Consider the following 24,319-nt stretch of genomic DNA (forward strand, 5'->3'; position numbering starts at 1 on the left):
CGAAAGCCACCGCGCTGTCGAGAAATCGATGGAGTGCGCGGCGCGGGGTTCCGCGCGGATTCGACTTCCGGCAGCCGCGCCGCGCCAACGCCCGTACTGGGCGCGTCCAGTGCATTTTAGGGCGCGCTCCGATTTATCAAGTCGCGTTTTGGAGGCGGGGGAAGAAATCACGCTTTTAGCGAAGGACGAACCGGACGCTCGAAAAGCAAAAAGGCACACGGTTGACGTGTGCCTTTTCAAAGTCGCGGCGTGGCCAGGAGGCGGCGGGTCTCCCACGGCGGGCAAGACCCGCAACGCGACCAGGCCGAAGCGCCGGCCGAAACCCCCGTCAGTCGCCGAACAGCTTCTGGCGCAATTCGCGGCGTTCCTGCGCTTCGAGCGACAACGTGGCGGTCGGGCGCGCGATCAGGCGCGGGATGCCGATCGGCTCGCCCGTTTCCTCGCACCAGCCGTAGTCGCCGGAATCGATGCGAGCGAGCGATTGCTGCACCTTCTTCAGCAGCTTGCGCTCGCGGTCACGCGTGCGCAGTTCGAGGGCATGTTCTTCCTCGATCGTCGCTCGGTCCGCCGGATCCGGCACGATCACCGTTTCCCGCAGATTTTCGGTCGTCTGGCCGGCATTTTTAAGAATGTCGGCCTGCAACTGTTCGAGCCGGCTCTTGAAGAAAGCGAGCTGATCCTCGTTCATGTAATCCTTCTCGCCCATCTTCAGGATTTCGGCTTCGGTCAAGAGTCGTTTCGTCGTCATCTGGCTTGCTTCTTCAATGTGGGGCGATGTCTTACGCACAGCCCGCACTTCTGCGTTGCCCGCTGACAGCGTCGATGCGAAAGTGCTCGCATGGATGGCTGCCGTGACGCGCTTTTTTTTGATCTACGCGTCGACGCGGGGCCGAACTCCTCTGGTAACCGATTGCGGGTGTCCGGGACGACGCCCAAATAAACGTCCTTCCCGCACCTCCGACCTTTGAACGCTTTGTCTCAAATTGTCTTAAATCTTCTTATACCCCGGACAATTCGACTCGCCGCATTCGCGAGGTCCATTCAGTTTTACTGCGTTCCGATCGGCGGCTCTGACCCGCCACACGGACCGCTGCCCTTCTTCAGTGGGGCTGTATTGTAACTGAATCGCAATTTCAGACGATAACCATGGAAAACCCTGTCGATTAGCGCCTGAATCTCAAAAATATAACGCCTGAGCGTTCAAAAAGCGACCAGCGTTCGTTCGAGTGGTCACAGTTTCGAATCGAAAGCCGTCAGAAAAAACGCCGCGCTCAGTGGAGCGCGGCGTTGGGTGCGGGTTATCGCGGGGTATTCACTTCACGAGGCAGGCGTTGAGGCCGTCGGTGATCAGGTCTTGCGGCAGTTCGATGCCGATGAACACCATTTTGCTGTTCTTCTTTTCGATCGGTTGCCATTTGCCGGCGAGATCGCTGCCCATCATCTGGTGCACGCCCTGGAACACGACCTTGCGATCGACGCCCTTCATATAGAGCACGCCCTTATAACGCAACAGGCGCTCGCCATAAATCTGCAGAATGCCGCCGAGGAAGTCTTCGAGGCGGTTCGCGTCGAACGGCTTGTCGCTGCGGTAGACGAACGACTTGATCTTGTCGTCGTGGTGGGCGTGATGGTGATGGTGATGCTCGTGATCGTGGCTGTGGTCGTGGCCGCAGGTCGCGTGATCGTGGTCGTCGTCGTGGGCGTGATCATGCGCGTGAGCGTGATCGTGGTCGTCTTCCACGAGGAAATCAGGGTCGATTTCCAGCTTCGAGTTCAGGTTGAAGCCGCGCAGGTCGAAGATTTCCTTGATGTCGGCGTCGCCGAAATTCACCACGCGGATCGCGGCACGCGGATTCATGTGCACGAGGCGATGCTTCAGATCGTCCAGCGCCGCCGCATCGATCAGGTCCGATTTCGTGATGAACAGGCGATCGGCGAAACCGACTTGCCGTTGCACCACTTCGTGCTCGTCGAGTTGATGGTTGCCGTGCTTTGCATCGACGAGCGTGATGATCGCGTCGAGCAGGAATTCGTCGGCGATGGTGTTGTCCATGAAGAACGTCTGCGCGACGGGGCCCGGGTTCGCCAAACCGGTCGTTTCGATCACGACGCGGTCGAAATCGAGCGTGCCCGCCTTCTTGCGGTCGGCCAGGTCTTCCAGCGCGCGGGCCAGGTCGCCGCGAATCGTACAGCAGATGCAGCCGTTGCTCATCTGGATGATCTGCTCGTTCGAGTCCTGCACGAGAATTTCGTTGTCGATGTTCTCTTCGCCGAATTCGTTTTCGATCACGGCGATCTTCATGCCGTGCTTCTCGTTCAGGATGCGCTTGAGCAGCGTGGTTTTGCCGCTGCCCAGAAAGCCGGTCAGGATGGTTACGGGAATCATGTGGTCGCCTGTGCTTTGAAGTCGAAGAAGGTGATTCGCGCCGCTTTCTCTTTGCCGGTCATGCACCAGAAAGCGGCGATTAGCCGATTATTGAAACATATTTGTCAAGCTGGCGCTCTGCGGACCGCGCCTCGTGGCTAATCAGTTATGGTCGGTCAGGCGATTTGCAATAACAGGCCTTTCAGGTATTCGCCTTCCGGAAACGCCGTCAGAAGCGGGTGATCGACGCCCGCTCCAAGCCGCTTTAGGATGCGCGCGTCGACTTTTGCGTCCGCCGCCGCGCCCGCGACGATCTTCTGGAACAGATCGGCGTCGATCGCGCCGGAGCACGAGTACGTGAAAAGCAGCCCGCCCGGGCGCAGCAGCTTGAATCCGGTGAGGTTGATGTCCTTGTAGGCGCGCGCCGCCCGATCCACATGCTCCCGCGACGGCGCGAACTTCGGCGGATCGAGCACGATCAGGTCGAAGCGCTCGCCTTCGTCGTAAAGGCGCCGAAGCGTCTTGAACGCGTCGGCGTCGAGCCATTGGGCGCGTTCCGGGTCGAAGCCGTTTGCGAGCACGTTCTGCTGGGCCAAAGCCAGTGCCTCGCCCGACGAATCGATCGACACCACGCGCTTCGCCCCGCCTTTCAACGCCGCAAGCGAAAAACCGCCCGTGTAGCAGAAGCAGTTCAGTACGTCGCGCTCGCGGGCGTATTCGGCGACGAGCACGCGGTTGTCGCGCTGATCGACGTAGAAGCCCGTCTTGTGACCGTTTTTCACGTCGACGTGATAGCGCACGCCGCATTCGTTCGCGATCAGCGTCTCTGGCGGCGGATCGCCGGCTAACACGCCCGTGATCTGTTCGAGCCCCTCTTTCTGGCGAATCGACACGTCCGAGCGCTCGTACACGTTCGGGCAGCCGGTCGCGTTGGTGAGCGCGTCGACGATCGCGGTCTTCCACGATTCGACGCCCGTCGCCATGAACTGGCAGACGAGCTGGCCGCGCTTCGACTCATCGTCGGCGATGTAGTAGTCGACGATCAGCCCCGGCAGGCCGTCTGCCTCGCCGAAGATCAGACGCGTCGCACCGGTATCGCGGATCATCGCCGCGCGGTGGGCGATCGCCCGCTGCACGCGGCGCTTGAAGAACGCGTGGTCGATCGGCTCGGTTTCGTCGAAACTCCAGACGCGCGCGCGGATCTGCGACTGCGGGCTGTACGACGCGCGCGCGAGAAAGCGCCCGTCGTGCGAGCGGACGATAACGGTCGCGCCGGGCGCCGGCTTGCCGTCGATGTGTTCGATCGCGTTCGCGTAAATCCACGGATGACGGCGCGCGAGCGACTTTTCCTTCGCCGGTTTGAGCGTGATGGTGTTCATGGGTCTGCAGGTTTGGGCGCTTATAAAGTGCGCCAGGGAGAATCAGTCGCGCTTCTTGGCGCGTGGATGCGCCGAATCGTAGACGCGTGCGAGATGCTGGAAATCGAGCGACGTATAGACCTGCGTCGCGGTGATACTCGCGTGGCCGAGCAGTTCCTGCACCGCGCGCAGGTCGCCGCTCGACTGCAGGACGTGCGTCGCGAACGAATGCCGCAGCACGTGGGGATGCACGTTCGACGGGATGCCGGCGAGCAGCGCCATGCGTTTCACGCGGTCGCGCACGACGTTCGGCGACATCCGGTTGCCGCGCACCGACAGGAACAGCGCATACGGGTCGAGCTTGACGAACTCACCGCGCACATCCATCCAGGCGCGCAGCGCGTCAATGGCTTTGCGGCCGACCGGCACCTTGCGCCGCTTTCCGCCCTTGCCGAACACATTGACTTCCGTGTTCGGCAGATCGAGCCAGCTGACGGATTCGTGATCCTTCGTCTTGATCTCGAAAATATCGAGACTCACGAGCTCCGAGAGCCGCAAGCCCGACGAATAAAACAGTTCCAGGATGGCATGATCGCGCAGCGCTTCGGTCGTGTTGGCGTGGGGCGCTTCCATCAACGTGTTGGCGTCGTCGACGGAGAGCGCCTTTGGCAGCGTTTTGGCGCCCTTCGGCGCGCGCACGGTCGCCACCGGGTTCGCCGCCATCTCCACGCGCTCCGCCAGCCAGCGATAAAACGCCCGCCACGCCGAAAGCCGATGCGCGATCGAGCGCGCCGTCAGCCCGCCGGCATGCGCGCGCGACACGGCGCCGCGCATGTCGCTCGCGGCGAGCGTTTCGAGCGCGCGGCCGTTCGCCAGCTTCTTCAGCTCATCGAGTTCGTGCGTGTAGCCGCGCAGCGTGTGCGCCGACAGCCGCCGCTCGTGCTCGAGCATCGACAGATAGGCGGCTACGGGATCGGCGGCGTTCATCGCTTGGTCGCTCGGCTTTTAGTGCGGCAGCAGGCGGCTCAGCGCCGCGCTGGCGAGTGCCGCGATCTGCGTGAGGAAATCGGTCGCCATGCCTTCGTGAAAACGGCGCGGGTCGGGCGACCCCATCACGAGCAGGCCGAAGGCCGGCGCTTCCGGTCCGGCGAGCGGGTCGCGCAGCGCGAGCAGCGCAATGGATTCGGTGGTGTTCGCGGAATCGACGACGCCATCCGTCGTCGCCGATGCCACCGACACCGAACTCGCCGAAGTCAGCCACTGCGCTGCTTCGAAGCCGGTATTCGCGCCGCAATACGGCGTCGCGAGGCTGTTCGCGAAAATCCGCACTTCCTCGCCGGCGCTGCGCGCGAAATCGGCCTGCGAATACGGCTCGGCGACGTCCCACACCCGCAGCGCGGCCTGCGGCACGTCGAAGGTTTCGCAGAGGCCCGCGCTGATGGTTTTCGGCAGCGCGTGCGGATCGCGCTCGCCCATCACGCGAATCGTCCAGCGATTGAATTTCGACGCGATGCTGTCGTTTTCGTGGCCGTAGCGCAGCAATTCGGCGAGACGCCGTTCGAGTTGCTTGTTCTTGTCGCGCAGCATTTCCATCTGGCGTTCCTGCAGCGACACCGCCGACTTGCCGTGCGGATTCGAAAGACGGATAGTGCCGAGCAACTCCGCGTGCTCGGCGAAGAAATCGGGGTTGTCGAGCAGGTAATCGGCGACTTCGCGTTCGTTCATGGTCTCGGCTGGTTATCCATATTGATGCGTGATGCGCGCGGCATCAGTCGGCGAGTTCGATTTCGCCTTCGAAGACGGTCGTGGCGGGGCCGGCCATCAGGAGCGGCGCGGATTCGTCCGCGGCGCCGGCCCAGGTGATCGTCAGCGTGCCGCCGTGCGTCGCGACGCGCACCGGTGAATCGAGCAGGCCGCGCCGGATGCCCGCCGCGACCGCCGCGCACGCGCCCGTGCCGCACGCGAGCGTTTCGCCCGCGCCGCGCTCGTAGACGCGCAGCTTCACCGTGCTTCGATCGACGATCTGCATGAAACCCGCGTTCACCTTGTTGGGAAAGCGCGCGTGCTTTTCGACGAGCGGCCCTTCCTCCAGCACGGGATACGCCTCCACATCGCCGACGATCTGCACCGCGTGCGGATTGCCCATCGATACCGCTGAAATCCAGCGCGTCTCACCGTTCAAGTCGAGCGGCCAGAGCGTGTCGGCGCCTTCCCGGCGGCCTTCGAGGCCCTTCGCGTCGAACGGCACGCGGGGTGGATCGAACACCGGACTGCCCATATCGACGACGACTTCGCCGTTTCCCAGCATCGTCAGCGTGATGACGCCCTGCTGGACCTGTACGCGCACGCTCGCCGCGCCCGTCAGACCGCGATCGCGCACGAATTTCACGAAGCAGCGCGCACCGTTGCCGCAATGCTCGACTTCGCCGCCGTCGCAATTGAAGATGCGGTACTTGAAATCGACGCCGTCGATGGTCGGCTTCTCGACGAGCAGCAACTGGTCCGCGCCGACGCCGAAGTGCCGGTTCGCGAGCGCGCGCACCTGCGCCTCGCTCAAGTTGAGCGGTTTTGTGTAGCCGTCGAGCACGACAAAGTCGTTGCCCGCGCCGTGCATCTTGGTGAATTTGAGTTTCATGGCCGCTATTGTATGTGAGCGGAGCGCGCCGGACCTTCAGCCGAATGGCCAACGCCGAGGGCTTTCAGTCAGCGTGTCAGTAAAGCCCCGGCTCGCCAGGCGGACGCGTCTTGAAACGCTTGTGGACCCAATAATATTGTTCGGGAAGCCGCGGAATCTGCTCTTCGAGGAATTCGTTCATGCGGCGCGCGTCGGCTTCGTCATCGCCGGTCGGATAATTTTCCCAAGGTTTGAAGATTTTCAGCCGATAACCCTTGTACCCCGGCAGCACTTCGCCGATGAACGGCACCAGTTGCGCGTGTCCCGCCTTCGCGAGCCGACCGACTGCGGTCAGCGTGCAGGTCGGGATGCCGAAGAAGGGCACGAACGCCGAATTGCGCATGCCGTAGTCCATGTCGGCGCCGAGCATCACCGGTTTGCGGTCGCGCAGCCAGCGCAGCACGATGCGCGCGCTGTCGGCGCGGCTCGCCATGTCGGCGCCGAAGCGGGCGCGCTGCCGTTTCGCGATGTCCTCGATCTGCGGATTCGAAAACGGCTGGTAGAGCGACCCGCACTGCCGGTGCAGCGAGTAATTGAGGAAGATCGATCCCGCCTCGATGCCGACGAAATGCAGCCCGAGGAAGAGTGTGGGCGGCAGGTCGGGATCGGAGAGATCGACGGCGCTATCGACTTCGATCAGTTTTTCGAGTTTTTTCGCTGAGCCGAACCATTGCACGCTGCGCTCGACGTAACTGCGGATCGCGTGCCGGAAGTGCATCTGCGCGACTTCTTCGCGGCGCTCAGGCGTCCATTCGGGGAAGCACAGGCGCAAATTCGTGTGAACGATGCGTTTTCTGCTGCTCGGGATCTGGTAGAGCAGCCAGCCCAGACCATCGCCGAAACGGGCGGTGATGCCGTACGGGATGATCGCGAGGAATTTGAGGAAACCGACTGCGAGCGCGATGCCGAACCGCCCTAGCATGGCTCGCTCCGGCAATTGGACGGCCGCTCGGAGCGGGCTGAAAGTAGAGGCGGGACGAATGGCGGCAAGCGTTCGGCTCTGTGACAAAGGTAGGAAAACGCTATAATAAAACCTTCGCCGAGTTAATGGACAACTTGCGGGGCGAAGCCGGAAGCGCCAAAAAGGGGCGGCCGGAAAGAGTAATCCGCTAAAGCGTCGCCGCTTCAGACTCCAAACGAAGTCGGCTACGTGAGCAAATCAACCGTACTTAATGGAGTCTGAAGCGTGTCAAACGACTATCTGTTTACATCCGAATCTGTGTCCGAAGGCCACCCGGACAAGGTCGCCGATCAAATCTCCGACGCCATCCTCGATGCCATCCTGGCACAGGACAAGTATTCACGCGTCGCGGCTGAAACCCTTTGCAACACCGGTCTCGTCGTCCTCGCGGGCGAAATCACGACCACCGCCAACGTCGACTACATCCAGGTCGCGCGTGAAACCATCAAGCGCATCGGCTACGACAACACCGATTACGGTATCGACTATCGCGGCTGCGCGGTGCTCGTCGCCTATGACAAGCAATCGCCGGACATCGCGCAGGGCGTGAACACGGCCCACGACGACAACCTCGACCAGGGCGCCGGCGACCAGGGCCTGATGTTCGGCTACGCGTGCGACGAAACGCCCGAACTGATGCCGCTGCCGATCCACCTGTCGCACCGCCTGGTCGAGCGTCAGGCGAATTTGCGCCGCGACGGCCGTCTGCCGTGGCTGCGCCCGGACGCGAAGTCGCAAGTGACCGTGCGCTACGTCGATGGAAAGGCCCATTCCATCGACACCGTCGTGCTCTCCACGCAGCACGCGCCGGACATCGACCTCACCGATCTGCGCGAAGCCGTGATCGAAGAGATCATCAAGCCGACGCTGCCCGCCGATCTCATCAAGGGCGACATCAAGTTCCTCGTGAACCCGACCGGGCGTTTCGTGATCGGCGGTCCGCAAGGCGATTGCGGTCTGACGGGCCGCAAGATCATCGTCGATACGTACGGCGGCGCGGCGCCCCACGGCGGCGGCGCGTTCTCGGGCAAGGACCCGTCGAAGGTCGATCGCTCGGCGGCTTATGCTGGCCGTTATGTCGCGAAGAACGTCGTCGCGGCAGGGCTGGCTTCGCGCTGCCTGATCCAGGTGTCGTACGCCATTGGCGTGGCGCGCCCGACTTCGGTGATGGTCAACACATTCGGCACCGGCCGCGTGTCGGATGCGGAAATCACGAAGCTCGTGCTCGATCACTTCGATCTGCGTCCGAAGGGCATTATCCAGATGCTCGATTTGCTGCGTCCGATCTACGAAAAATCTGCGGCATATGGTCACTTCGGCCGCGAAGAACCGGAATTCTCCTGGGAATTCACCGATAGGGCGCTCGCGCTTGCAGAAGCTGCCGGTACGGAGCCGGTCGTTCAGGTCGCCTGAAAGCGGTCCAGCATCGCTTCATAAAAAACCCGGTTCGCCGGGTTTTTTTTCGTCCGCTCGAAGGGCACGGTGCTGTATCGGACGATTTTCGCGATTCGCTTCGACGGCTGCGGGGAATATGCGGTGGTGAAAGCAGGGCGCGCAGATGCCGTGGCATTTGGCCGCGCGCTTGTGACGAATTCGCTTCGAGAAAGGCCCGGTTCGCTACAACGGTTTCGGGATGGTGGAGAAAGCAGGTGCGCGGATGCTGTGGCCCTTTGGCCGCGCTTCTGGCGAATTCGCGTCAAGGAGAACGCGGTTCACCTAGAAGGGCGGCGGGATGCGGAGAAATCAGGGCGCGCGGATGCCGTGGACTTTGGTCGCGCTTCTGGCGAATTGGCGTCAAGAAAAACCAACGGCTTCGGGAAAATACGGCGGGGAAAGCGAAGCGCAGAGATGCTGCAGCCTTAGACCGCGCGTTTCTGGCGAATCCCGATCAGGACGAGCGCATCAGACTCTCGCGCGCGGCTCAGCGAACGCGGCGACGGTGAAGAGGCTGCACTGTCTGTCCGACGCTCGACGAAACCGAAGCCGGTGCTTAAAAAATCAGCGCGCCGCGAAGGCGAACCAGCCGGCGCTGCTGGTCGAGAGGCGCCGCGGACGGCGGCTCGTGAGTGCAGCAGCGCGTGGCTTCGGAACCGGCGCGCGCAATTGCGCCGGACGCCGCAGCAGCGCCTTCAGCGAGACACGTCGCGACGCCGCGCGCACGCGCAGCGTCAGGAAAAATCCGCGAAACCACGAACGGATGCCGTCGACCGGGTGCACGTACTTCAGTTGCTCCGCGATGGCCTTCGTGCGCGCGGAGTGATGACGCAGCGCGCGAACGACGCCGCGACGGGCAGGACGCGCCGCACGAGCGGCGACGCGGGTAAGGCTCAAGGCAAATCGGTTGGTCATGGCTTGGTTGTGCGCCGGTTGCGTTCGCGAGAATCGCGCTTCAACTCGACGATAGTCGTCTCAAAAAAGTCGTTCAATGCGTGTTTTTCAGTTCGATCCGATTGCGACGGCGAAGTTGCACCGAATTGATGCGCGAAGGTTACAAGACAAAGATGACCGTCGTAAGTCCGCGTTTTCCCGCAATTAACGTAGGAAGCGCTTCAGACAGATAACTTGGAAGTCTCAAGCGTGAGCCCGAAAACCGCGGCAATGCGCGTGGATTTACAATCGTGTATTCGCCCTAATTTGCTTTCGCGCCTTGCACGCGAGGGAAGCAAAAGCGCCTTACATGTGAGCTGGAAATGTCTGATCAAAAGTCGTTGCTGTCGAAGAAGGATCAGGTTCGCGAACTGCGCGAAACGGGTTATGTGATCGTGCCGGGACTCGTGCCACCCGATCGCTGCGCGGCGCTGCTCGAAATCGCGCGACGTCAGTTGAAGGAAGCGGCGGCGCCCATCGAGTTCGAAGCCGATCTCAAATATCCGGGCGCGCCGGATTCGAAGGATGCGCCCGGTGGCCACACGGCGCGGCGTCTGCTCGACGCGTACGTGCGCGATCCGCTCTTCGCCGAATGGGCGACGGCACCCGACGTGCGTACATGGATGGAGCTGTATTTCGGCGAGACGCCGGTGCTTTCGCGCGCGCATCACAACTGCGTGATGACGAAGCATCCGGCGTACGGCAGCCTGACGGGCTGGCATCGCGACGTGCGCTACTGGGCGTTCGAGCGCGACGATCTCGTTTCCGCCTGGATCGCGCTCGGGTCGGAGAAAGTGGAAAACGGCGCGCTCTGGTTCGTGCCGATGTCGCACAAGTTGCCGTTCACGTCCGAACGTTTCGACGACGCCAAGTTCTTCCGCTCCGACATCCCCGAGAACGAGGCGCTGATCCGCACGGCCGTTTCGCCGGAACTGAAGGCGGGTGATGTCGTGTTCTTCCACTGCAACACGCTGCATTCCGCCGGCAAAAACCTCTCCGATCAGGTGAAGTTCTCGCTTGTTTACACCTATCACGGCGCGAGCAATGCGCCGCTACCCGGGACGCGCTCGGCGGCGAAGCCGGAAGTCGACCTGCTCTGAGGTCTAGCGGCGTCGCGAGGGAACCGTCAGGCCGATGAGCCCGACGAGAGTCGCGACGACGCCGCCCGCGATCAGCCAGATCGTCTTGTCGGTCGGCGAGCCGGTGAAAAAGCGCGAGACGTCGTTCGACAGTGAATGAAACGACGTGCCGCCGAAATACAGCAGCACGATGCCGCCGACCAGCAGCGCCGCGGAAATCGCCTTGAGCATGAATTCCTCTTTTTCGGGATACGAGGCGCGCCAGATTACAAGGCGACTTGCGGCTCGTCCAGTGTCGGCGCGGGCTCGGGCTTCGTCAGCGGCTGGATACGGCGCAGCAGGTCCGCCTGCAGGGCCGCATGGTCGCCGGCGCGCGTCCACACGCCGACGTTCAGCTTCACGCCCGTGTCCGTGTAGTCCGTGACGGCGATCCACGGCTTGGCCGGCACGTCGATCACGCGCGGATCGTTTGCCACCAGTTTTTGCAGTTCACCGAGCGCATGCTCGACGCTCTGCGCGTGCGGGACGTGAAACGTCAGCACCACGCGCCGGCGCTCGTTCGCGCTGTAATTCGTCACCGGATTCGCCCAGATCGTGCTGTTCGGGACGAACATGATGACGCCGTCGTTTTTTGTGAGCCGCGTCGTGAAGAGGCCGATCTCGTTCACCGTGCCCGCCGTCGTGCCGATTCCTTCGATGTAATCGCCCACGCGAAACGGCCGCAGCAGCAACAGCATCAAGCCAGCCGCGATGTTCTGCAGCGTGCCTTGCAGCGCCAGGCCGATTGCGAGGCCGGCCGCGCCGAGGACGGTCAGAATGCTCGCCGCCGCGATGCCGAACTTGCCGAGCGCCGCGACGATCGCGATCACGCGGATCGACCACAGCGCGAGGCTCGCGAGCACGGGCGTGAGCGTGGCGTCGGCGTTGGTGCGGCCGAGCGCGCGCCGCAGCATGTTCGCGACGCGGTTCGACAGCCACCAGCCGACCGCGACGATCAACAGCGCGATCAGGATATTCAGGCCGGCGGCGATCATCAGGTCGTAGGCGGGGCGTAGTCGTTCGATGGGTTCCATGCGTGGCTCCTTGCTAAAGATCAGCGTTGGGCTTTTGTCGGACGCGATCGTTCCCTGCGTCGGCCAAACGGACAGCCCAGGCCAGTCCCAATAGCGAGACGCCGCTGTCGCAGCCTGCACCGCGCTGCGCGATTGGCTACCATGACAGGCTTGGCGCGCAATTTTTGATACGCCTGTGCGCTTCCTGTGCCACTTTTCACATCGATCGAGGAAATCCGTCATGCCTTATGAAGCAGCCTCCGAACGCTATTCGCAGATGGCCTACCGCACTTGCGGCAAGAGCGGCCTGAAGTTGCCGGCGTTGTCACTGGGGCTCTGGCACAACTTCGGCGATACCACGCCGATTTCCACGCAACGCGACATCCTGCGCACCGCTTTCGATCTCGGCGTCACGCATTTCGACCTCGCGAACAACTACGGGCCGCCGTACGGCAGCGCGGAAACGAACTTCGGCCGTCTTTTCAAGGACGATTTCAAGCCGTACCGCGATGAACTGCTGATTTCCTCGAAAGCGGGCTGGGACATGTGGCCGGGCCCGTACGGCCAGGGCGGCGGCTCGCGCAAGTACGTGCTCGCGAGCCTCGACCAGAGCCTGAAGCGCATGGGCCTCGATTACGTCGATATCTTCTACTCGCATCGTTTCGATGCCGACACGCCGCTCGAGGAAACCGCGGGCGCGCTCGCGACGGCGGTGCATTCGGGCAAGGCGCTGTATGTCGGGATTTCGTCGTATTCGCCGGGTAAAACGCGCGACATGGCGCGTTTGCTTGCCGAGCATAAAGTGCCGCTTTTGATTCACCAGCCGTCGTACAACATGCTCAACCGCTGGATCGAGGAGGAATTGCTCGATACGCTCGACGACGTCGGCGCGGGCAGCATCGCGTTCACTCCGCTTGCGCAAGGGCTTCTCACGAGCAAATACCTGAACGGCATTCCGCAGGACGCGCGCGTCAACAAGCCGGGCGGCGGGTCGCTGAAGCAGGAGCATCTGAGCGCGGCCAACATCGCCCATGTGAAAAAGCTGCACGAACTCGCGGAACGGCGCGGCCAGAGCCTCGCTCAGATGGCACTCGCGTGGGCGCTGCGCGGCGGGCGCGTGACGTCCGTGCTGATCGGCGCGAGCCGGGCGGAACAGGTCGTGGAGAACGTCGGCGCGTTGAAGAATCTCGAGTTTTCGAAAGAGGAACTCGCCGAAATCGACCAGTACGCGCAGGAAGGCGGCGTCAACCTGTGGGAAAAACCGTCGACGGATCAGCGTATCTGACGCTGCCCGCGACCTGACGCCAGCAGGGACATTCGCCGGCGCGGTGCTCGCCGGTTGCTATCATGCGGGCTCAGCGCGTTCTTAATCGGGCGGAGGCGACTTTCCGCTCCGCCCGAGTCCATCAGCCACAAAGCGCCACCGCCGCCCACGACGCGGCCCCGCGCCCACCGTGCCGCGCCGGCAAATCGACAATTTGCCGCGCCGCAACGTAAAAATGCGTGTCGCGTTAAAATAGCGGATTGCGCCGGGCTGCGCAGTCGCCGCATGAGCTTCGCGAGAAGCGCGGAAAACGCACTGTTTTTGCACTGAAGTTGCGCGGGTCAGCCCACTCGTCAGTCTTTTCGCGCAGCGCCCCGTTCCTAGCCGGCCCGGCCGCGTGCCGTTGGCGCCACCCGTTTTCGCACTATCCAAGAAGCCATGAGCAACCTTAATCCGCAAACCGTCCTGAGCGTCCATCACTGGACCGATACGCTTTTCAGTTTCACCTGCACGCGCGACGCCGCGTTCCGCTTCGAAAACGGCCAGTTCACGATGGTCGGCCTCGAAGTCGAAGGCAAGCCGCTCCTGCGCGCCTACAGCCTCGCGAGCGCGAACTACGAAGAGCATCTCGAATTCCTGAGCATCAAGGTCCAGGACGGCCCGCTGACGTCGCGCCTCCAGCATTTGAAGGTGGGCGACCCGGTGCTGATCGGCAAGAAGCCGACGGGCACGCTCGTCGCTGACAACCTGCTGCCCGGCAAGACGCTGTGGCTGCTTTCGACCGGCACGGGTCTCGCGCCGTTCATGTCGATCATCAAGGACCCGGACGTCTACGACCGTTTTGACAAGATCGTGCTCACGCATACTTGCCGTTTCGTCGACGAACTCGCGTACAAGGATTTCATCACCGAGCACTTGCCGGCGCACGAGCATCTCGGCGATCTGATCCAGGAAAAGCTGGTGTATTACCCGACCGTCACGCGCGAAGAGTTCGCGAATCGCGGCCGGATCACCGACCTGATCGAGACGAAGAAGCTGTTCGCCGACCTCGACGTTGCGCCGTTCTCAAAGGAAAACGACCGCGTAATGCTCTGCGGCAGCCCGCACATGCTGCGCGACACGCGCCAGTTGCTCGATGAAATGGGCTTCGAGGAAGGCAGCAACAATCATCCTGGGCATTACGTTGTGGAGAAGGCGTTCGTCGGCTGATTTTTGCGACAAAGGCGGCAGGAATAGACACCGGAGCCATGTGCTCCGGTTTTTTTTCGCGCGCCGAAAGTGATGCTGGTTACAACTTCGCGTGAGCCGCCAACGCGCTGTAGGCATTTTTCTGACACACAGAAATGTCGCAAACTTGTTAAAACACATGAGGTTCTCCTTCCCGAGCCTTGTCAGGCATGGAATTTTAATTTTTTTGAGATATGATCCGCGAACATTGGGACGATGACGAAACGTGACTCGTCGGCCGTTCTCGCTGTTACCGAATGTAAATTTAGTTACTTGCGACGTCGGATTGCGACGCCGCCCCGCATGCGCTCCTAGCCAGGAGGATCAGATGAAGCCGTCGACTGTTGCGTTCTCGGAACCGAGCCTGCCGCGCTGCGGGGTGCAGTCGACGGCGCGCGCCTCTGCGTTCGAGCGCGAGAAATTGTCCGCGCTGATCGACGCGAAAATCGCCGCCGATCGCGAAGTCCAGCAGCTTTCCGCGCGCGTCGCGCAGTTGTCCGCGGAGCTTGCTGCCGTCGGAGAACGTGTTCGCCGCTCGCTCGCGCAGGACCTTCACGACGATGCCGGTGCTGCGCTGACAGCCGCGCGCTTCGCGATCGCGCGCATCGAGACCTGGCTTCCGGCCGATGCTCCCGCGCCCTGCGCCGAAGCGCTCGACACCGCCCGCCAGTCGATAGCGGCAGCCTGCGATGCGAACCACCGCATCGTGAGCGGATTGAACGGGCCGTGCTTCGAAGACAGCGTGAGTCGCGCGCTCGCCGGCTGGGCGGCGCGCTTCGCGATGAGCACGTCGTTGCGCGTGAGCGTCGAATCGTCCGGCGATGAACGCCTCGCGCAGCTTTCAGACGCCGCCGCGCTCGCCGTCTTCCGCGTCGCGCAGGAGGCGCTGAACAACGTCGCGCGTCACGCGAAAGCGAACAATGCGTCGGTGCGAATCGAGGGCGGCGCGCGGTTCGTGACGCTCGTCGTGTCCGACGACGGCATCGGCATGAGCGCCACCGCGCGTCGCAAGCGCGGGCGTTTTGGCCTCGCTGGCATGCGCGCGCGCTGCGCGGCGCTCGGCGGCAGCCTGCGCGTCGAGACGCCGGAAGCGGGCGGCACGACGGTACGCGCGCGAATCCCGCTGACTGCGCCTTTGAGCGCTGTGCCGACGCCGGTCCGCCGGACGCCGCGTGCGCCTGATTCGTGAGGGCTTCGTCTTGACACTCAGGATCCTGCTCGCCGACGACCACGCGATCGTGCGTCGCGGCGTCGCGCAGTTGCTGCTTGAGCGCGGCATCGCATCCGAGGTGCTGGAGGCCGAAACCGGCGCGCAGGCGATCAGCCTCGCCGGCCAGTGCCCCGTCGATGTGACGCTGCTCGACATCTCGCTGCCCGACATCAATGGCGTCGATGTGCTGAAGCGCCTGAAGCGCCAGACGCCGCGTATGCCGGTGCTGATGTTTTCGATGTATCGCGAGGATCAATACGCCGTGCGCGCGTTGAAGGCGGGCGCGGCGGGCTATCTCTCGAAAACGGCCGATCCGGCGCTGATGATCGGCGCCATCCAGCAGGTCGCGGCTGGACGCAAATACGTGAGCCCGGCGATGGCGGAGGCGCTCGCGACCTACGTCGCGCTGGATTCGGAGCAGTTGCCCCATGAAAAGCTCTCGGATCGCGAATACCAGACGCTGTGCATGCTCGCATCGGGCAAGCGCCTGACGGATATCGCGACGACGCTGTCGCTTTCGGTGAAGACGGTGAGCGTGTATCGCTCGCGTTTGCTCGACAAGATGAAACTCGCGAACAACGCCGAGTTGACGTTCTATGTGATGAGCAATCGCCTTGTTGATATGAATCCGGCGATGGCGGGTTGATAAAGCATTCGGGTTTTCGTCACTCACAAAGCGCCGCCCTTTAAAGCGGCGCTTCGCTTTTTTGGGCGGCACCTGTTGAAAGGAATAATGCTGCAAAGCAGCGTAGCGCCGAGCGCTCAGGCCCGATGGCGAGCCCTGCGGATTTGTGTTTTACTCACTGCGATAACAACGAACACGAATTCCCAGCCGGACGCTCACGAGCGGCAGCAAGGCAGATTAAGGACGTAGTGATCGTGAGTGCGCGCTTTGGGTTGGCCGGCTGGTCCATCCCCAAGGAGACATAGCAATGACGCTCAGCATCAGTCTGACGGTCAACGGCAAAGCCGTGACCGCCGACGTCGAACCTCACATCCTGCTCGTCCAGTTTTTACGCGATCAACTGCGGCTCACCGGCACGCACATCGGCTGCGATACCGCGCAATGCGGCGCATGCACCGTTCATCTCGACGGCCGCGCGATCAAGTCGTGCAACATCCTCGCGGCGCAGGCGGACGGCGCCGAAGTCACGACGATCGAAGGCATCGCGAAGGATGGCCAGCTTCATCCGATGCAGGCGGCGTTCAAGGAGTGTCACGGCTTGCAGTGCGGTTTCTGCACGCCGGGCATGGTGATGAGCGCGACCGCGCTCGCATCGCAAAGCGCCGATCTCACCGAAGAAGAAGTGCGCGAGCAACTCGACGGCAATCTGTGCCGCTGTACCGGCTATCACAACATCGTGAAAGCGGTCCTGCAGGGCGCGCAGGCTATGAAGACGGGTTGAAAGACGACTCGGCTCATGCCTTACCGAAATCATCTTTCGAAGAATCGCGCCTTGCTCTGCTCCCCGCAGAAACAAGGTCAGGCGCTGAAGCGCCATGGGGCCGAGGCAAGCGCTAAAGCGCCAACCCTGGCCGACCGGAGACCGCAATGAATGCCCCTGAACAGCAGCACCTGATTGGCGCCGGCGTCAAACGCAAGGAAGACTATCGCTTCCTGACGGGCGCGGGCCAGTACACCGACGACGTCGTTTTCCCTCAACAGAGCTTCGGCGTTTTCCTGCGCTCGCCGCACGCGCACGCGAAAATCCGCAGCATCGATACAGCCGCCGCGAAAGCGGCGCCCGGCGTGATCGCCGTGTTCACCGGCGCCGATCTCGCCACCGATAACGTCGGCGGATTGCCGTGCGGGTGGTTGATCCACAGCACCGACGGCAAGCCGATGAACGAGCCGCCGCATCCCGTGATCGCGCATGAGAAGGCGCGTCATGTCGGCGACCAGGTGGCGCTCGTGGTCGCCGAGTCGATCAAGGAAGCAAAGGACGCGGTCGAACTGATCGATGTCGATTACGACGTGCTGCCCGCCGTCGTCGATACGGCGCGCGCGGCGGACGCCGGCCAGCCGCTCGTGCACGACGGCGTCGCGGACAACATCTGCTACAACTGGGGCCACGGCGACAAGGCGAAGACCGACGCCGCGTTCGCGCAGGCCGCGCACGTCACGACGCTCGACATCGTGAACCAGCGCCTGATCCCGAACGCGATCGAGCCGCGCGCGGTCAACGCCAGCTATTCGAAGCACGACGACAGCTACACCGTCTACGTCGCGAATCAGAATCCGCACGTCGAACGGCTGTTGATGGCGGCGTTCGTGCTCTCGCTGCCGGAATCGAAGCTGCGGATAATCGCGCCGGACGTGGGCGGCGGCTTCGGCTCGAAGATCTTTCTGTACGCCGAGGATGTAGCGCTCACGTGGGCATCGAAGAAGGTCGGGCGTCCCATCAAGTGGACGGCCGAGCGCTCCGAAGCATTCCTCTCCGACGCCCACGGCCGCGACCACGTCACGAAAGCCGAACTCGCGCTCGACCCCGACGGCAAGTTCCTCGCGATGCGCGTGCACACGACGGCGAACATGGGCGCGTACCTCTCGACATTCGCGTCCTCCGTGCCGACCATCCTCTACGCGACGCTCCTCGCCGGCCAGTACGCGACGCCCGCGATCTACGCCGAGGTGAAGGCGGTCTTCACCAACACGGTTCCCGTCGATGCCTATCGCGGCGCGGGCCGCCCTGAAGCGACCTTCGTGGTCGAGCGGCTGGTCGAGACGGCGGCGCGCGAGATGAACATCGATCCGGCGGAGATCCGGCGGCGCAACTTCATCCGCGAGTTTCCGTATGCGACGCCGGTCGGCCTGACCTACGACACCGGCGACTACGATGCGATCCTCGACCGCGCGCTCGAAATCGCCGACGTCAAGGGCTTCCCCGCCCGCCGCGACGCAGCGAAGCAAAAGGGCAAGCTGCGCGGCCTCGGCTACTCGTGCTACATCGAAGCGTGCGGACTTGCGCCGTCGAACATCGCGGGGGCGCTCGGCGCGCGCGCGGGCCTCTTCGAAGCCGGCGAAGTGCGCGTGCATCCGACCGGCTCGGTCACCGTATTCACCGGCTCGCACAGCCACGGGCAGGGCCACGAGACGACGTTCGCGCAAGTGGTCGCGGACCGGCTCGGCGTGTCGATCGACAACGTCGAGATCATTCACGGCGACACCGGCCGCATTCCGTTCGGCATGGGCACGTACGGCTCACGGTCGATCGCGGTCGGCGGCTCGGCGCTGATGAAGGCGCTCGACAAGATCGAAGCGAAGGCGAAAAAGATCGCGGCGCACTTGCTGGAGGCGTCGGCGGAGGACATCGAGTTCAAGGACGGCATCTTCCGCGTGGCGGGCACGGACCGCACGAAGACCTTCGTCGACGTGTCGCTCGCCGCGTACGTGCCGCACAACTTCCCGCTGGAGACGCTCGAACCGGGCCTCAACGAAAACGCGTTCTACGATCCGACCAACTTCACGTATCCGTCGGGCGCGTATATTTGCGAGGTCGAAGTCGATCAGGACACGGGCGAGACGCGCATTCAACAATTCACCGCCGTCGACGATTTCGGCAACGTGATCAACCCCATGATCGTCGAGGGGCAAGTGCACGGCGGGCTCGGGCAAGGCATCGGGCAGGCGATGCTGGAGCGCTGCGTGTACGACAACGAGAGCGGCCAGTTGCTGTCCGGCTCGTTCATGGACTACGCGATGCCGCACGCGATCGACCTGCCGAATTTCACCGTCGAAACAGCGAAGGGCACGCCATGCACGCACAATCCGCTCGGCGTGAAAGGCTGCGGCGAGGCGGGCGCGATCGGTTCGCCGCCGGCCGTCATCAACGCGATTCTCGACGCGCTCGCGCCGCTCGGCGTGAAGGACCTGCAAATGCCCGCGACGCCGCACCGCGTCTGGCAGGCGATGCACGCCGCGACTTCCACCCACGCCTGAGGAGCTCGACATGTACACATTCGACTACAAGCGGCTGGGCGAACCCAACGCAGCGGCCGCCCTGATGAACGCCGACGCCGACGCGAAATACCTCGCGGGCGGCCAAAGCCTCCTGCCGACGATGCGCCTGCGGCTCGCGCAGCCGTCCGCGCTCGTGGACGTGACGCGCATCGCGTCGATGAAGGAGATCGCGTTCAAAGGCGACACGCTGACGATCGGCGGCGCGGCTTGTCACGCGCAGGTCGCCGCGAACGCCGACGTCAAGAAAGCGCTGCCGGGTCTCGCCGATCTGGCGGGACGCATCGGCGACCGGCAGGTTCGCGAGCGTGGCACGATCGGCGGCTCGCTTGCCAACGACGACCCCGCCGCGTGCTATCCATCCGCCGTGCTCGCGCTGAACGCGACGGTGATTACCGACCGCCGCCGCATCGCCGCCGACGACTTTTTTGTCGGCATGTATGAAACCGCGCTCGAACCGGGCGAGCTGATCACCGCCGTCGAGTTTCCGCTCGTCGAGCGCGCCGCGTACGAGAAGTTTCGCAATCCGGCGTCGCACTTCGCGCTGGTTGGCGTGTTCGTCGCAAAAGGTGCGGACGGTGTGCGCGTCGCGGTGACGGGCGCGGCGCCGTCGGTGTTTCGCGCGAAGGAGCTGGAGGCGGCGTTGTCGACGGATTTCTCGGTCGTTTCGGCGCGCAGCGTCACGATCCCGCCCGACAACCTCAACGACGACATGCACGCGAGCGCCATCTATCGCGCGCATCTGATCCCGGTGCTTGCCGGGCGGGCGATCGAGCGGGCCAACTCGTTCTAGCGGTATTTCGGGAGCGTCATGGAGCCCGCGTCGATCGACGACACGCTCGCCCGCCTGGGCGAGCAAAAGTACTTCGCCAGCCGCGAACTCGCGACTGCGCTCTTTCTCGCCCTCAAGATGCAGCGGCCGCTCTTTCTTGAAGGCGAGCCGGGCGTCGGAAAGACGGATCTGGCGAAGGCGGCTGCGGGTTTCATCAGCACGTCGATGCTGCGGCTGCAATGCTATGAAGGGCTCGATACCGCGAGCGCACTGTACGAATGGGACTACCCGCGCCAGATCATGGCGCTGCGGCTCGCGGAAGCATCGGGCGAAGCGCCGTCGAACGATTCGCTGTATCGCAGCGAGTTTTTGCTCAAGCGCCCGCTGTTGCAGGCGCTGCTGCCCGATCCACTGAATCCCGATGCCCGCCGCGTCCTCCTGATCGACGAAATCGATCGCGCCGACGAGCCGTTCGAAGCGTTCCTGCTCGAATTGCTGTCGGATTTTCAGGTGTCGATTCCCGAGTACGGAACGGTGCGCGCCGAGCGGCCGCCGCTCGTCGTGATGACGTCGAACCGCACGCGCGAAGTGCACGATGCGCTCAAGCGGCGCTGTCTGTATCAGTGGATCGGCTATCCCGAGCGTGATGTCGAACTCGCGATTGTCGCGGCGCGCGCGCCGGAAGCGGGCGCCGAATTGCAGGCGCGGGCCGTCGCGTTCGTGCATCGGCTGCGGACGCTCGATTTGTTCAAGGCGCCGGGCGTTGCGGAAACGATCGACTGGTGCCGCGCGCTCGCCGCGTTGAGCGTGAGCGAACTTGATCCGCAATCGGTGCAGGACACGCTCGGCGTCCTGCTGAAGTATCAGGACGATCTCGCGCGCGTCGACGGCGGCGCGATCGCGCAGTGTCTCGCCGCACCCGCGTAGCCGCGATGGAATCGTTCGCGCGCAACGTCGTGCATTTTGTCCGGCTGCTACGCGGCGCGGGGCTCGGCATGTCGCCGTCGCATGCGGTCGATGCGCTCGACGCACTCCGCTGGATCGACATCGCACGGCGGGACGACGTGCGCGCGACGCTCGCGTCGCTTGTCGTGCACGCGCCGGATGAGCGCGACATCTTCGATGCCGCCTTCGACCTCTTCTGGCGCGATCCGGATTGGGAAGGCAAGCTGCGCGCGATGCTCCTGCCGAAGGTGAAAGGCGGCGCGCCGCCGCCGAAGCGCAACAACCGCCTCGCCGATGCGCTCGCGGCGCGCGCGGCGATATCGCAACCGAAAGCGCCTAAACACGACCGCGAACCCGAGCAACTGCACGCGCGTATGACGTTCAGCGCGGAGGAGCGCCTGAGCCATCGCGATTTCGACACACTCACCGCCGACGAATGGCGCACGTTGCGCCATCAGATCCGCTCGCACCGGATGCCGCTCGCGACCGAGCGCACGCGGCGTCTCAAAGCGGCGTCGCACGGCACGCATGCCGATTTGCGCGCCAGTGCCCGTCACGCCGTGCATTCCGGCGGCGACTGGACCGTCTGGAAATATCGCGCACGCGTGGAGCGCCGTCCGCCGCTCGTGCTGCTGCTCGACATCTCCGGTTCGATGAGCGCATATTCGCGCGCTGTGCTTTACTTCTGCCATGCACTTTTACAATCGCGCGAACGGCTGCAGGTGTTTCTGTTCGGCACGCGTCTGACGAATGCGACCCGCGCGCTGCGCGAGCGCGATCCCGATGTCGCGATTGCGGGGCTGGCGGATCAGGTCGTCGACTGGTCGGGCGGCACGCGGATCGGCGCGGCGCTCGCCGAGTTCAACCGGCGCTGGGCGCGCCGCGTGCTGGCAGGTCGGGCGACGGTGCTCTTCGTGACCGATGGTCTCGATCACGAAGCCATCGACGTGCTCGATCAGGAAATGGCGCGGCTCGCACGTTTCGCGCATCGGCTCGTGTGGCTCAATCCGCTGTTGCGATACCCGGAATTCACGCCGCGCGCGCGAGGCGTGCGCGCGATCCTGCCGCACGTCGATGCGATGCTCGCGGCGCATAACCTCGACAGCCTGGCCGCTGTCGGGCGGGAACTGGCGTCGCTCAACGGACGCACGGCGGCCCGGCCAACAGGAGACATGCGATGGAACTGACCGAGACCCACACGCTGCCCGTGCCGCAGCAACGCGCGTGGGAAGCGCTGAACGACACCGAAATCCTGCGCGCGTGTATTCCGGGCTGCGAGAGCATCGATGCCGATGGCGAGAACGCGTACGCGGTGGCGATGACGGCATCGGTCGGGCCGGTGAAGGCGCGTTTCAAGGGACGCATGAACCTGACCGACATCGACGCACCGCACACGTACACGATCGTGTTCGAAGGACAGGGCGGCGCGGCGGGTTTCAGCAAGGGCAGCGCGAAGGTGAATCTCGAACCCGGCGACCATGCCGAGTCGACGGTGCTGTCGTACAGCGCGAACGCGCAGGTTGGCGGGAAGCTCGCGCAGATCGGCTCGCGGCTCGTCGATGGCGCGGCGCGCAAGATCGCCGGGGAATTTTTCAAGCGCTTCAGCGCGCAGTTGCAGGGCGCGCCTGAAGCGCAGGGCAACGAGGCATCGGAGGAAGGGGAAGCGCCCGCCGATGCCGATGGGGAAAGCAAGGGAAAGAAATCATGGACAGCGTGGATCTCGAAGTCCTGAAGAACAGCGCACGATGGCTCGACGAGGGGCATCGCGTGCTGCTCGTCACGGTGGTGAAGACGTGGGGATCGTCGCCGAGGCCGGAGGGCGCGATGCTTGCCGTTCGCGATGACGGACACGTGGTGGGCTCGGTGTCGGGCGGGTGTATCGAGGACGACCTGATCGATCGCGTGCGGCAGCGTGGGATCGAGCAGACGTTGCCGGAAGCCGTGAAGTACGGGATCACGGCGGAGGAGGCGCATCGCTTCGGGCTGCCTTGCGGCGGGACGATTCAGCTCGTGCTGGAGCCGCTGACTTTGTCGAGCGGGATCGCGGAACTATGCGAGGCGGTGGAGGCGGGGCGGCTCGTCGCGCGCTCGCTGGATATGGCGACCGGGGCGGTGCGCATGGAGCCGGCGCAGGCCACCGATGGCGTTGTCTTCGATGAAGCGACGCTGCTGACGATTCACGGACCGCGGTATCGGATGCTGGTGATCGGGGCGGGGCAGTTGTCGCGGTATCTGTGCAATATCGCGGTGGGACTGGATTATCAGGTGACGGTGTGCGATCCGCGCGAAGAGTACACGGACGAGTGGGACGTGCCGGGGACCCGCGTCGTGCGGACCATGCCCGACGATACTGTCATGGAGATGAAGCTCGATGAACGGTGTGCGGTTATTGCTCTTACGCATGATCCGAAGCTGGATGATCTTGCGTTGATGGAGGCTTTGAAAACGCCCGCGTTTTATGTGGGGGCTTTAGGGTCTAGACGGAATAATGCGGCGCGGCGGGAACGGTTGAAGGAGTTTGACCTTTCTGAGCTGGAACTGGCGCGGTTGCATGGGCCGGTCGGGATTTATATCGGCAGTCGCACTCCGCCGGAAATCGCGGTTTCGATTCTGGCCGAAGTGACGGCGGCGAAGAATGGGGTTTCGTTGCCGGAGTTGCTTAAGGTGGAAGGGGCTAAAGCGGCCAGGGAAGTTGAGGGGGCGAGCGGGGTGGTTTGCGGGGTTTGAGTTTGGAGGTGCCAGGCGGATCGCGTCAGGAGTCGCGCGTTCATGGAGAGCGGGACTTTCGAGTTCCGCAATGCATCGCTCGGTACGGCGTTCCAATCCACGCGCTCGCGTGGAGCGCGATCCTGCGGCATCCACGCAAGTTTCAAATTACCTGCTCGCGTAGGGCGCGACCTGTGTCGTCGACAACATGTCGGCGAAGGTCGCGTTTCAACCCAGATGCTCGCGTAGAGCGCGACCGCAGCTTCGCCGGACTGACGATGCGCGTACGCCAGTTTCAACCCACGCGCTCGCGTAGAGCGCGACTTCCTCAGTTTGCCGCTCAGGTCCAGCAGCAAAAGTTTCAACCCACGCGCTCGCGTA

23 protein-coding genes and 1 CRISPR repeat array (1 of these 24 only partly in view) are annotated in these 24,319 nt (G+C 63.5%); of the genes, 13 read left to right on the forward strand and 10 right to left on the reverse strand.

The features are described 5' to 3' along the window. Window positions 1–328: 328 nt before the first annotated feature. From dksA to AWB65_RS09595, 7 genes are all read right to left on the reverse strand, one after another. Window positions 329–748, reverse strand: coding sequence for an RNA polymerase-binding protein DksA (dksA, locus tag AWB65_RS09565; protein ID WP_087657747.1), 420 nt, complete (start codon window positions 746–748; stop codon window positions 329–331). Window positions 749–1,312: 564 nt separating this feature from the next. After that, entirely contained in the window at window positions 1,313–2,386 is a 1,074-nt protein-coding gene (locus AWB65_RS09570) for a CobW family GTP-binding protein (protein WP_087666932.1), read from the reverse strand. Window positions 2,387–2,541: 155 nt separating this feature from the next. Next, entirely contained in the window at window positions 2,542–3,744 is a 1,203-nt protein-coding gene (locus tag AWB65_RS09575; RefSeq protein WP_087666933.1) for a class I SAM-dependent rRNA methyltransferase, read from the reverse strand. 42 nt (window positions 3,745–3,786) lie between these two features. Continuing rightward, window positions 3,787–4,710, reverse strand: a complete 924-nt coding sequence (xerC, locus tag AWB65_RS09580) for a tyrosine recombinase XerC (protein WP_087666934.1) — start codon at window positions 4,708–4,710, stop codon at window positions 3,787–3,789. Window positions 4,711–4,728: 18 nt separating this feature from the next. Continuing rightward, entirely contained in the window at window positions 4,729–5,448 is a 720-nt protein-coding gene (locus tag AWB65_RS09585; RefSeq protein WP_087666935.1) for a DUF484 family protein, read from the reverse strand. Between the two features lie 43 nt (window positions 5,449–5,491). Further along, window positions 5,492–6,358 (reverse strand): diaminopimelate epimerase, encoded by an 867-nt coding sequence (gene dapF, locus AWB65_RS09590; RefSeq protein WP_087666936.1) that lies wholly within the window; start codon window positions 6,356–6,358, stop codon window positions 5,492–5,494. Between the two features lie 76 nt (window positions 6,359–6,434). Then, window positions 6,435–7,319, reverse strand: coding sequence for a lipid A biosynthesis lauroyl acyltransferase (locus AWB65_RS09595; RefSeq protein WP_087666937.1), 885 nt, complete (start codon window positions 7,317–7,319; stop codon window positions 6,435–6,437). 264 nt (window positions 7,320–7,583) lie between these two features. On the opposite strand from AWB65_RS09595, the gene metK reads away from it, so the two are divergent. Further along, window positions 7,584–8,771, forward strand: a complete 1,188-nt coding sequence (metK, locus tag AWB65_RS09600) for a methionine adenosyltransferase (protein WP_087666938.1) — start codon at window positions 7,584–7,586, stop codon at window positions 8,769–8,771. 585 nt (window positions 8,772–9,356) lie between these two features. Here the strand turns inward: metK and AWB65_RS09605 are convergent. Further along, window positions 9,357–9,707, reverse strand: coding sequence for a hypothetical protein (locus tag AWB65_RS09605; RefSeq protein WP_200821694.1), 351 nt, complete (start codon window positions 9,705–9,707; stop codon window positions 9,357–9,359). A 341-nt stretch (window positions 9,708–10,048) separates the two neighbouring features. On the opposite strand from AWB65_RS09605, the gene AWB65_RS09610 reads away from it, so the two are divergent. Then, on the forward strand, window positions 10,049–10,825 hold the full coding sequence (locus AWB65_RS09610; RefSeq protein ID WP_087666939.1) for a phytanoyl-CoA dioxygenase family protein: 777 nt from the start codon (window positions 10,049–10,051) through the stop codon (window positions 10,823–10,825). 3 nt (window positions 10,826–10,828) lie between these two features. Here the strand turns inward: AWB65_RS09610 and AWB65_RS09615 are convergent, their stop codons facing one another. Next, window positions 10,829–11,035, reverse strand: a complete 207-nt coding sequence (locus tag AWB65_RS09615) for a DUF3185 family protein (RefSeq protein ID WP_087666940.1) — start codon at window positions 11,033–11,035, stop codon at window positions 10,829–10,831. A 35-nt stretch (window positions 11,036–11,070) separates the two neighbouring features. Continuing rightward, window positions 11,071–11,877, reverse strand: a complete 807-nt coding sequence (locus AWB65_RS09620) for a mechanosensitive ion channel family protein (RefSeq protein ID WP_087666941.1) — start codon at window positions 11,875–11,877, stop codon at window positions 11,071–11,073. A 220-nt stretch (window positions 11,878–12,097) separates the two neighbouring features. Here AWB65_RS09620 and mgrA point away from each other — a divergent pair, with 220 nt between their 5' ends. The 11 genes from mgrA (at window position 12,098) to AWB65_RS09675 (ending at window position 23,959) form a co-directional block, all read left to right on the forward strand. Continuing rightward, complete coding sequence (gene mgrA / locus AWB65_RS09625; RefSeq protein ID WP_087666942.1) at window positions 12,098–13,141, forward strand: L-glyceraldehyde 3-phosphate reductase; 1,044 nt, start codon at window positions 12,098–12,100, stop codon at window positions 13,139–13,141. A gap of 417 nt (window positions 13,142–13,558) precedes the next feature. Beyond that, on the forward strand, window positions 13,559–14,329 hold the full coding sequence (locus AWB65_RS09630; protein ID WP_087666943.1) for a ferredoxin--NADP reductase: 771 nt from the start codon (window positions 13,559–13,561) through the stop codon (window positions 14,327–14,329). 346 nt (window positions 14,330–14,675) lie between these two features. Beyond that, complete coding sequence (locus tag AWB65_RS09635; RefSeq protein ID WP_087666944.1) at window positions 14,676–15,536, forward strand: sensor histidine kinase; 861 nt, start codon at window positions 14,676–14,678, stop codon at window positions 15,534–15,536. 10 nt (window positions 15,537–15,546) lie between these two features. Then, the gene (rqpR, locus tag AWB65_RS09640) at window positions 15,547–16,203 is read left to right on the forward strand and encodes a response regulator transcription factor RqpR (protein ID WP_087666988.1); all 657 of its coding nucleotides are present in this window, start codon (window positions 15,547–15,549) and stop codon (window positions 16,201–16,203) included. A gap of 286 nt (window positions 16,204–16,489) precedes the next feature. Next, window positions 16,490–16,963, forward strand: a complete 474-nt coding sequence (locus tag AWB65_RS09645; protein ID WP_087666945.1) for a (2Fe-2S)-binding protein — start codon at window positions 16,490–16,492, stop codon at window positions 16,961–16,963. Window positions 16,964–17,109: 146 nt separating this feature from the next. After that, window positions 17,110–19,497: a xanthine dehydrogenase family protein molybdopterin-binding subunit gene (locus AWB65_RS09650; RefSeq protein ID WP_087666946.1), complete on the forward strand. Its 2,388-nt coding sequence runs from the start codon at window positions 17,110–17,112 to the stop codon at window positions 19,495–19,497. Between the two features lie 10 nt (window positions 19,498–19,507). Next, window positions 19,508–20,308, forward strand: a complete 801-nt coding sequence (locus AWB65_RS09655) for an FAD binding domain-containing protein (RefSeq protein WP_087666947.1) — start codon at window positions 19,508–19,510, stop codon at window positions 20,306–20,308. A gap of 18 nt (window positions 20,309–20,326) precedes the next feature. Next, on the forward strand, window positions 20,327–21,214 hold the full coding sequence (locus AWB65_RS09660) for an AAA family ATPase (protein ID WP_087666948.1): 888 nt from the start codon (window positions 20,327–20,329) through the stop codon (window positions 21,212–21,214). Window positions 21,215–21,219: 5 nt separating this feature from the next. Next, a complete protein-coding gene (locus tag AWB65_RS09665) occupies window positions 21,220–22,419 on the forward strand; it encodes a vWA domain-containing protein (RefSeq protein WP_087666949.1) in 1,200 nt (399 codons plus the stop codon). Continuing rightward, entirely contained in the window at window positions 22,410–22,964 is a 555-nt protein-coding gene (locus AWB65_RS09670) for an SRPBCC family protein (RefSeq protein ID WP_087666950.1), read from the forward strand. The genes AWB65_RS09665 and AWB65_RS09670 overlap by 10 nt, the downstream gene beginning before the upstream one ends. Further along, window positions 22,937–23,959 carry an XdhC family protein gene (locus tag AWB65_RS09675; protein ID WP_087666951.1) on the forward strand — a complete coding sequence of 341 codons (1,023 nt, stop codon included), beginning with the start codon at window positions 22,937–22,939 and terminating at the stop codon, window positions 23,957–23,959. The genes AWB65_RS09670 and AWB65_RS09675 overlap by 28 nt, the downstream gene beginning before the upstream one ends. A gap of 204 nt (window positions 23,960–24,163) precedes the next feature. Then, window positions 24,164–24,319: direct repeats of the CRISPR family, unit length 32 nt; unit sequence GTTTCAACCCACGCGCTCGCGTAGAGCGCGAC (it continues 3,271 nt past the right edge of the window).

This window comes from Caballeronia humi (assembly GCF_001544475.1).
Lineage (GTDB): Bacteria > Pseudomonadota > Gammaproteobacteria > Burkholderiales > Burkholderiaceae > Caballeronia > Caballeronia humi.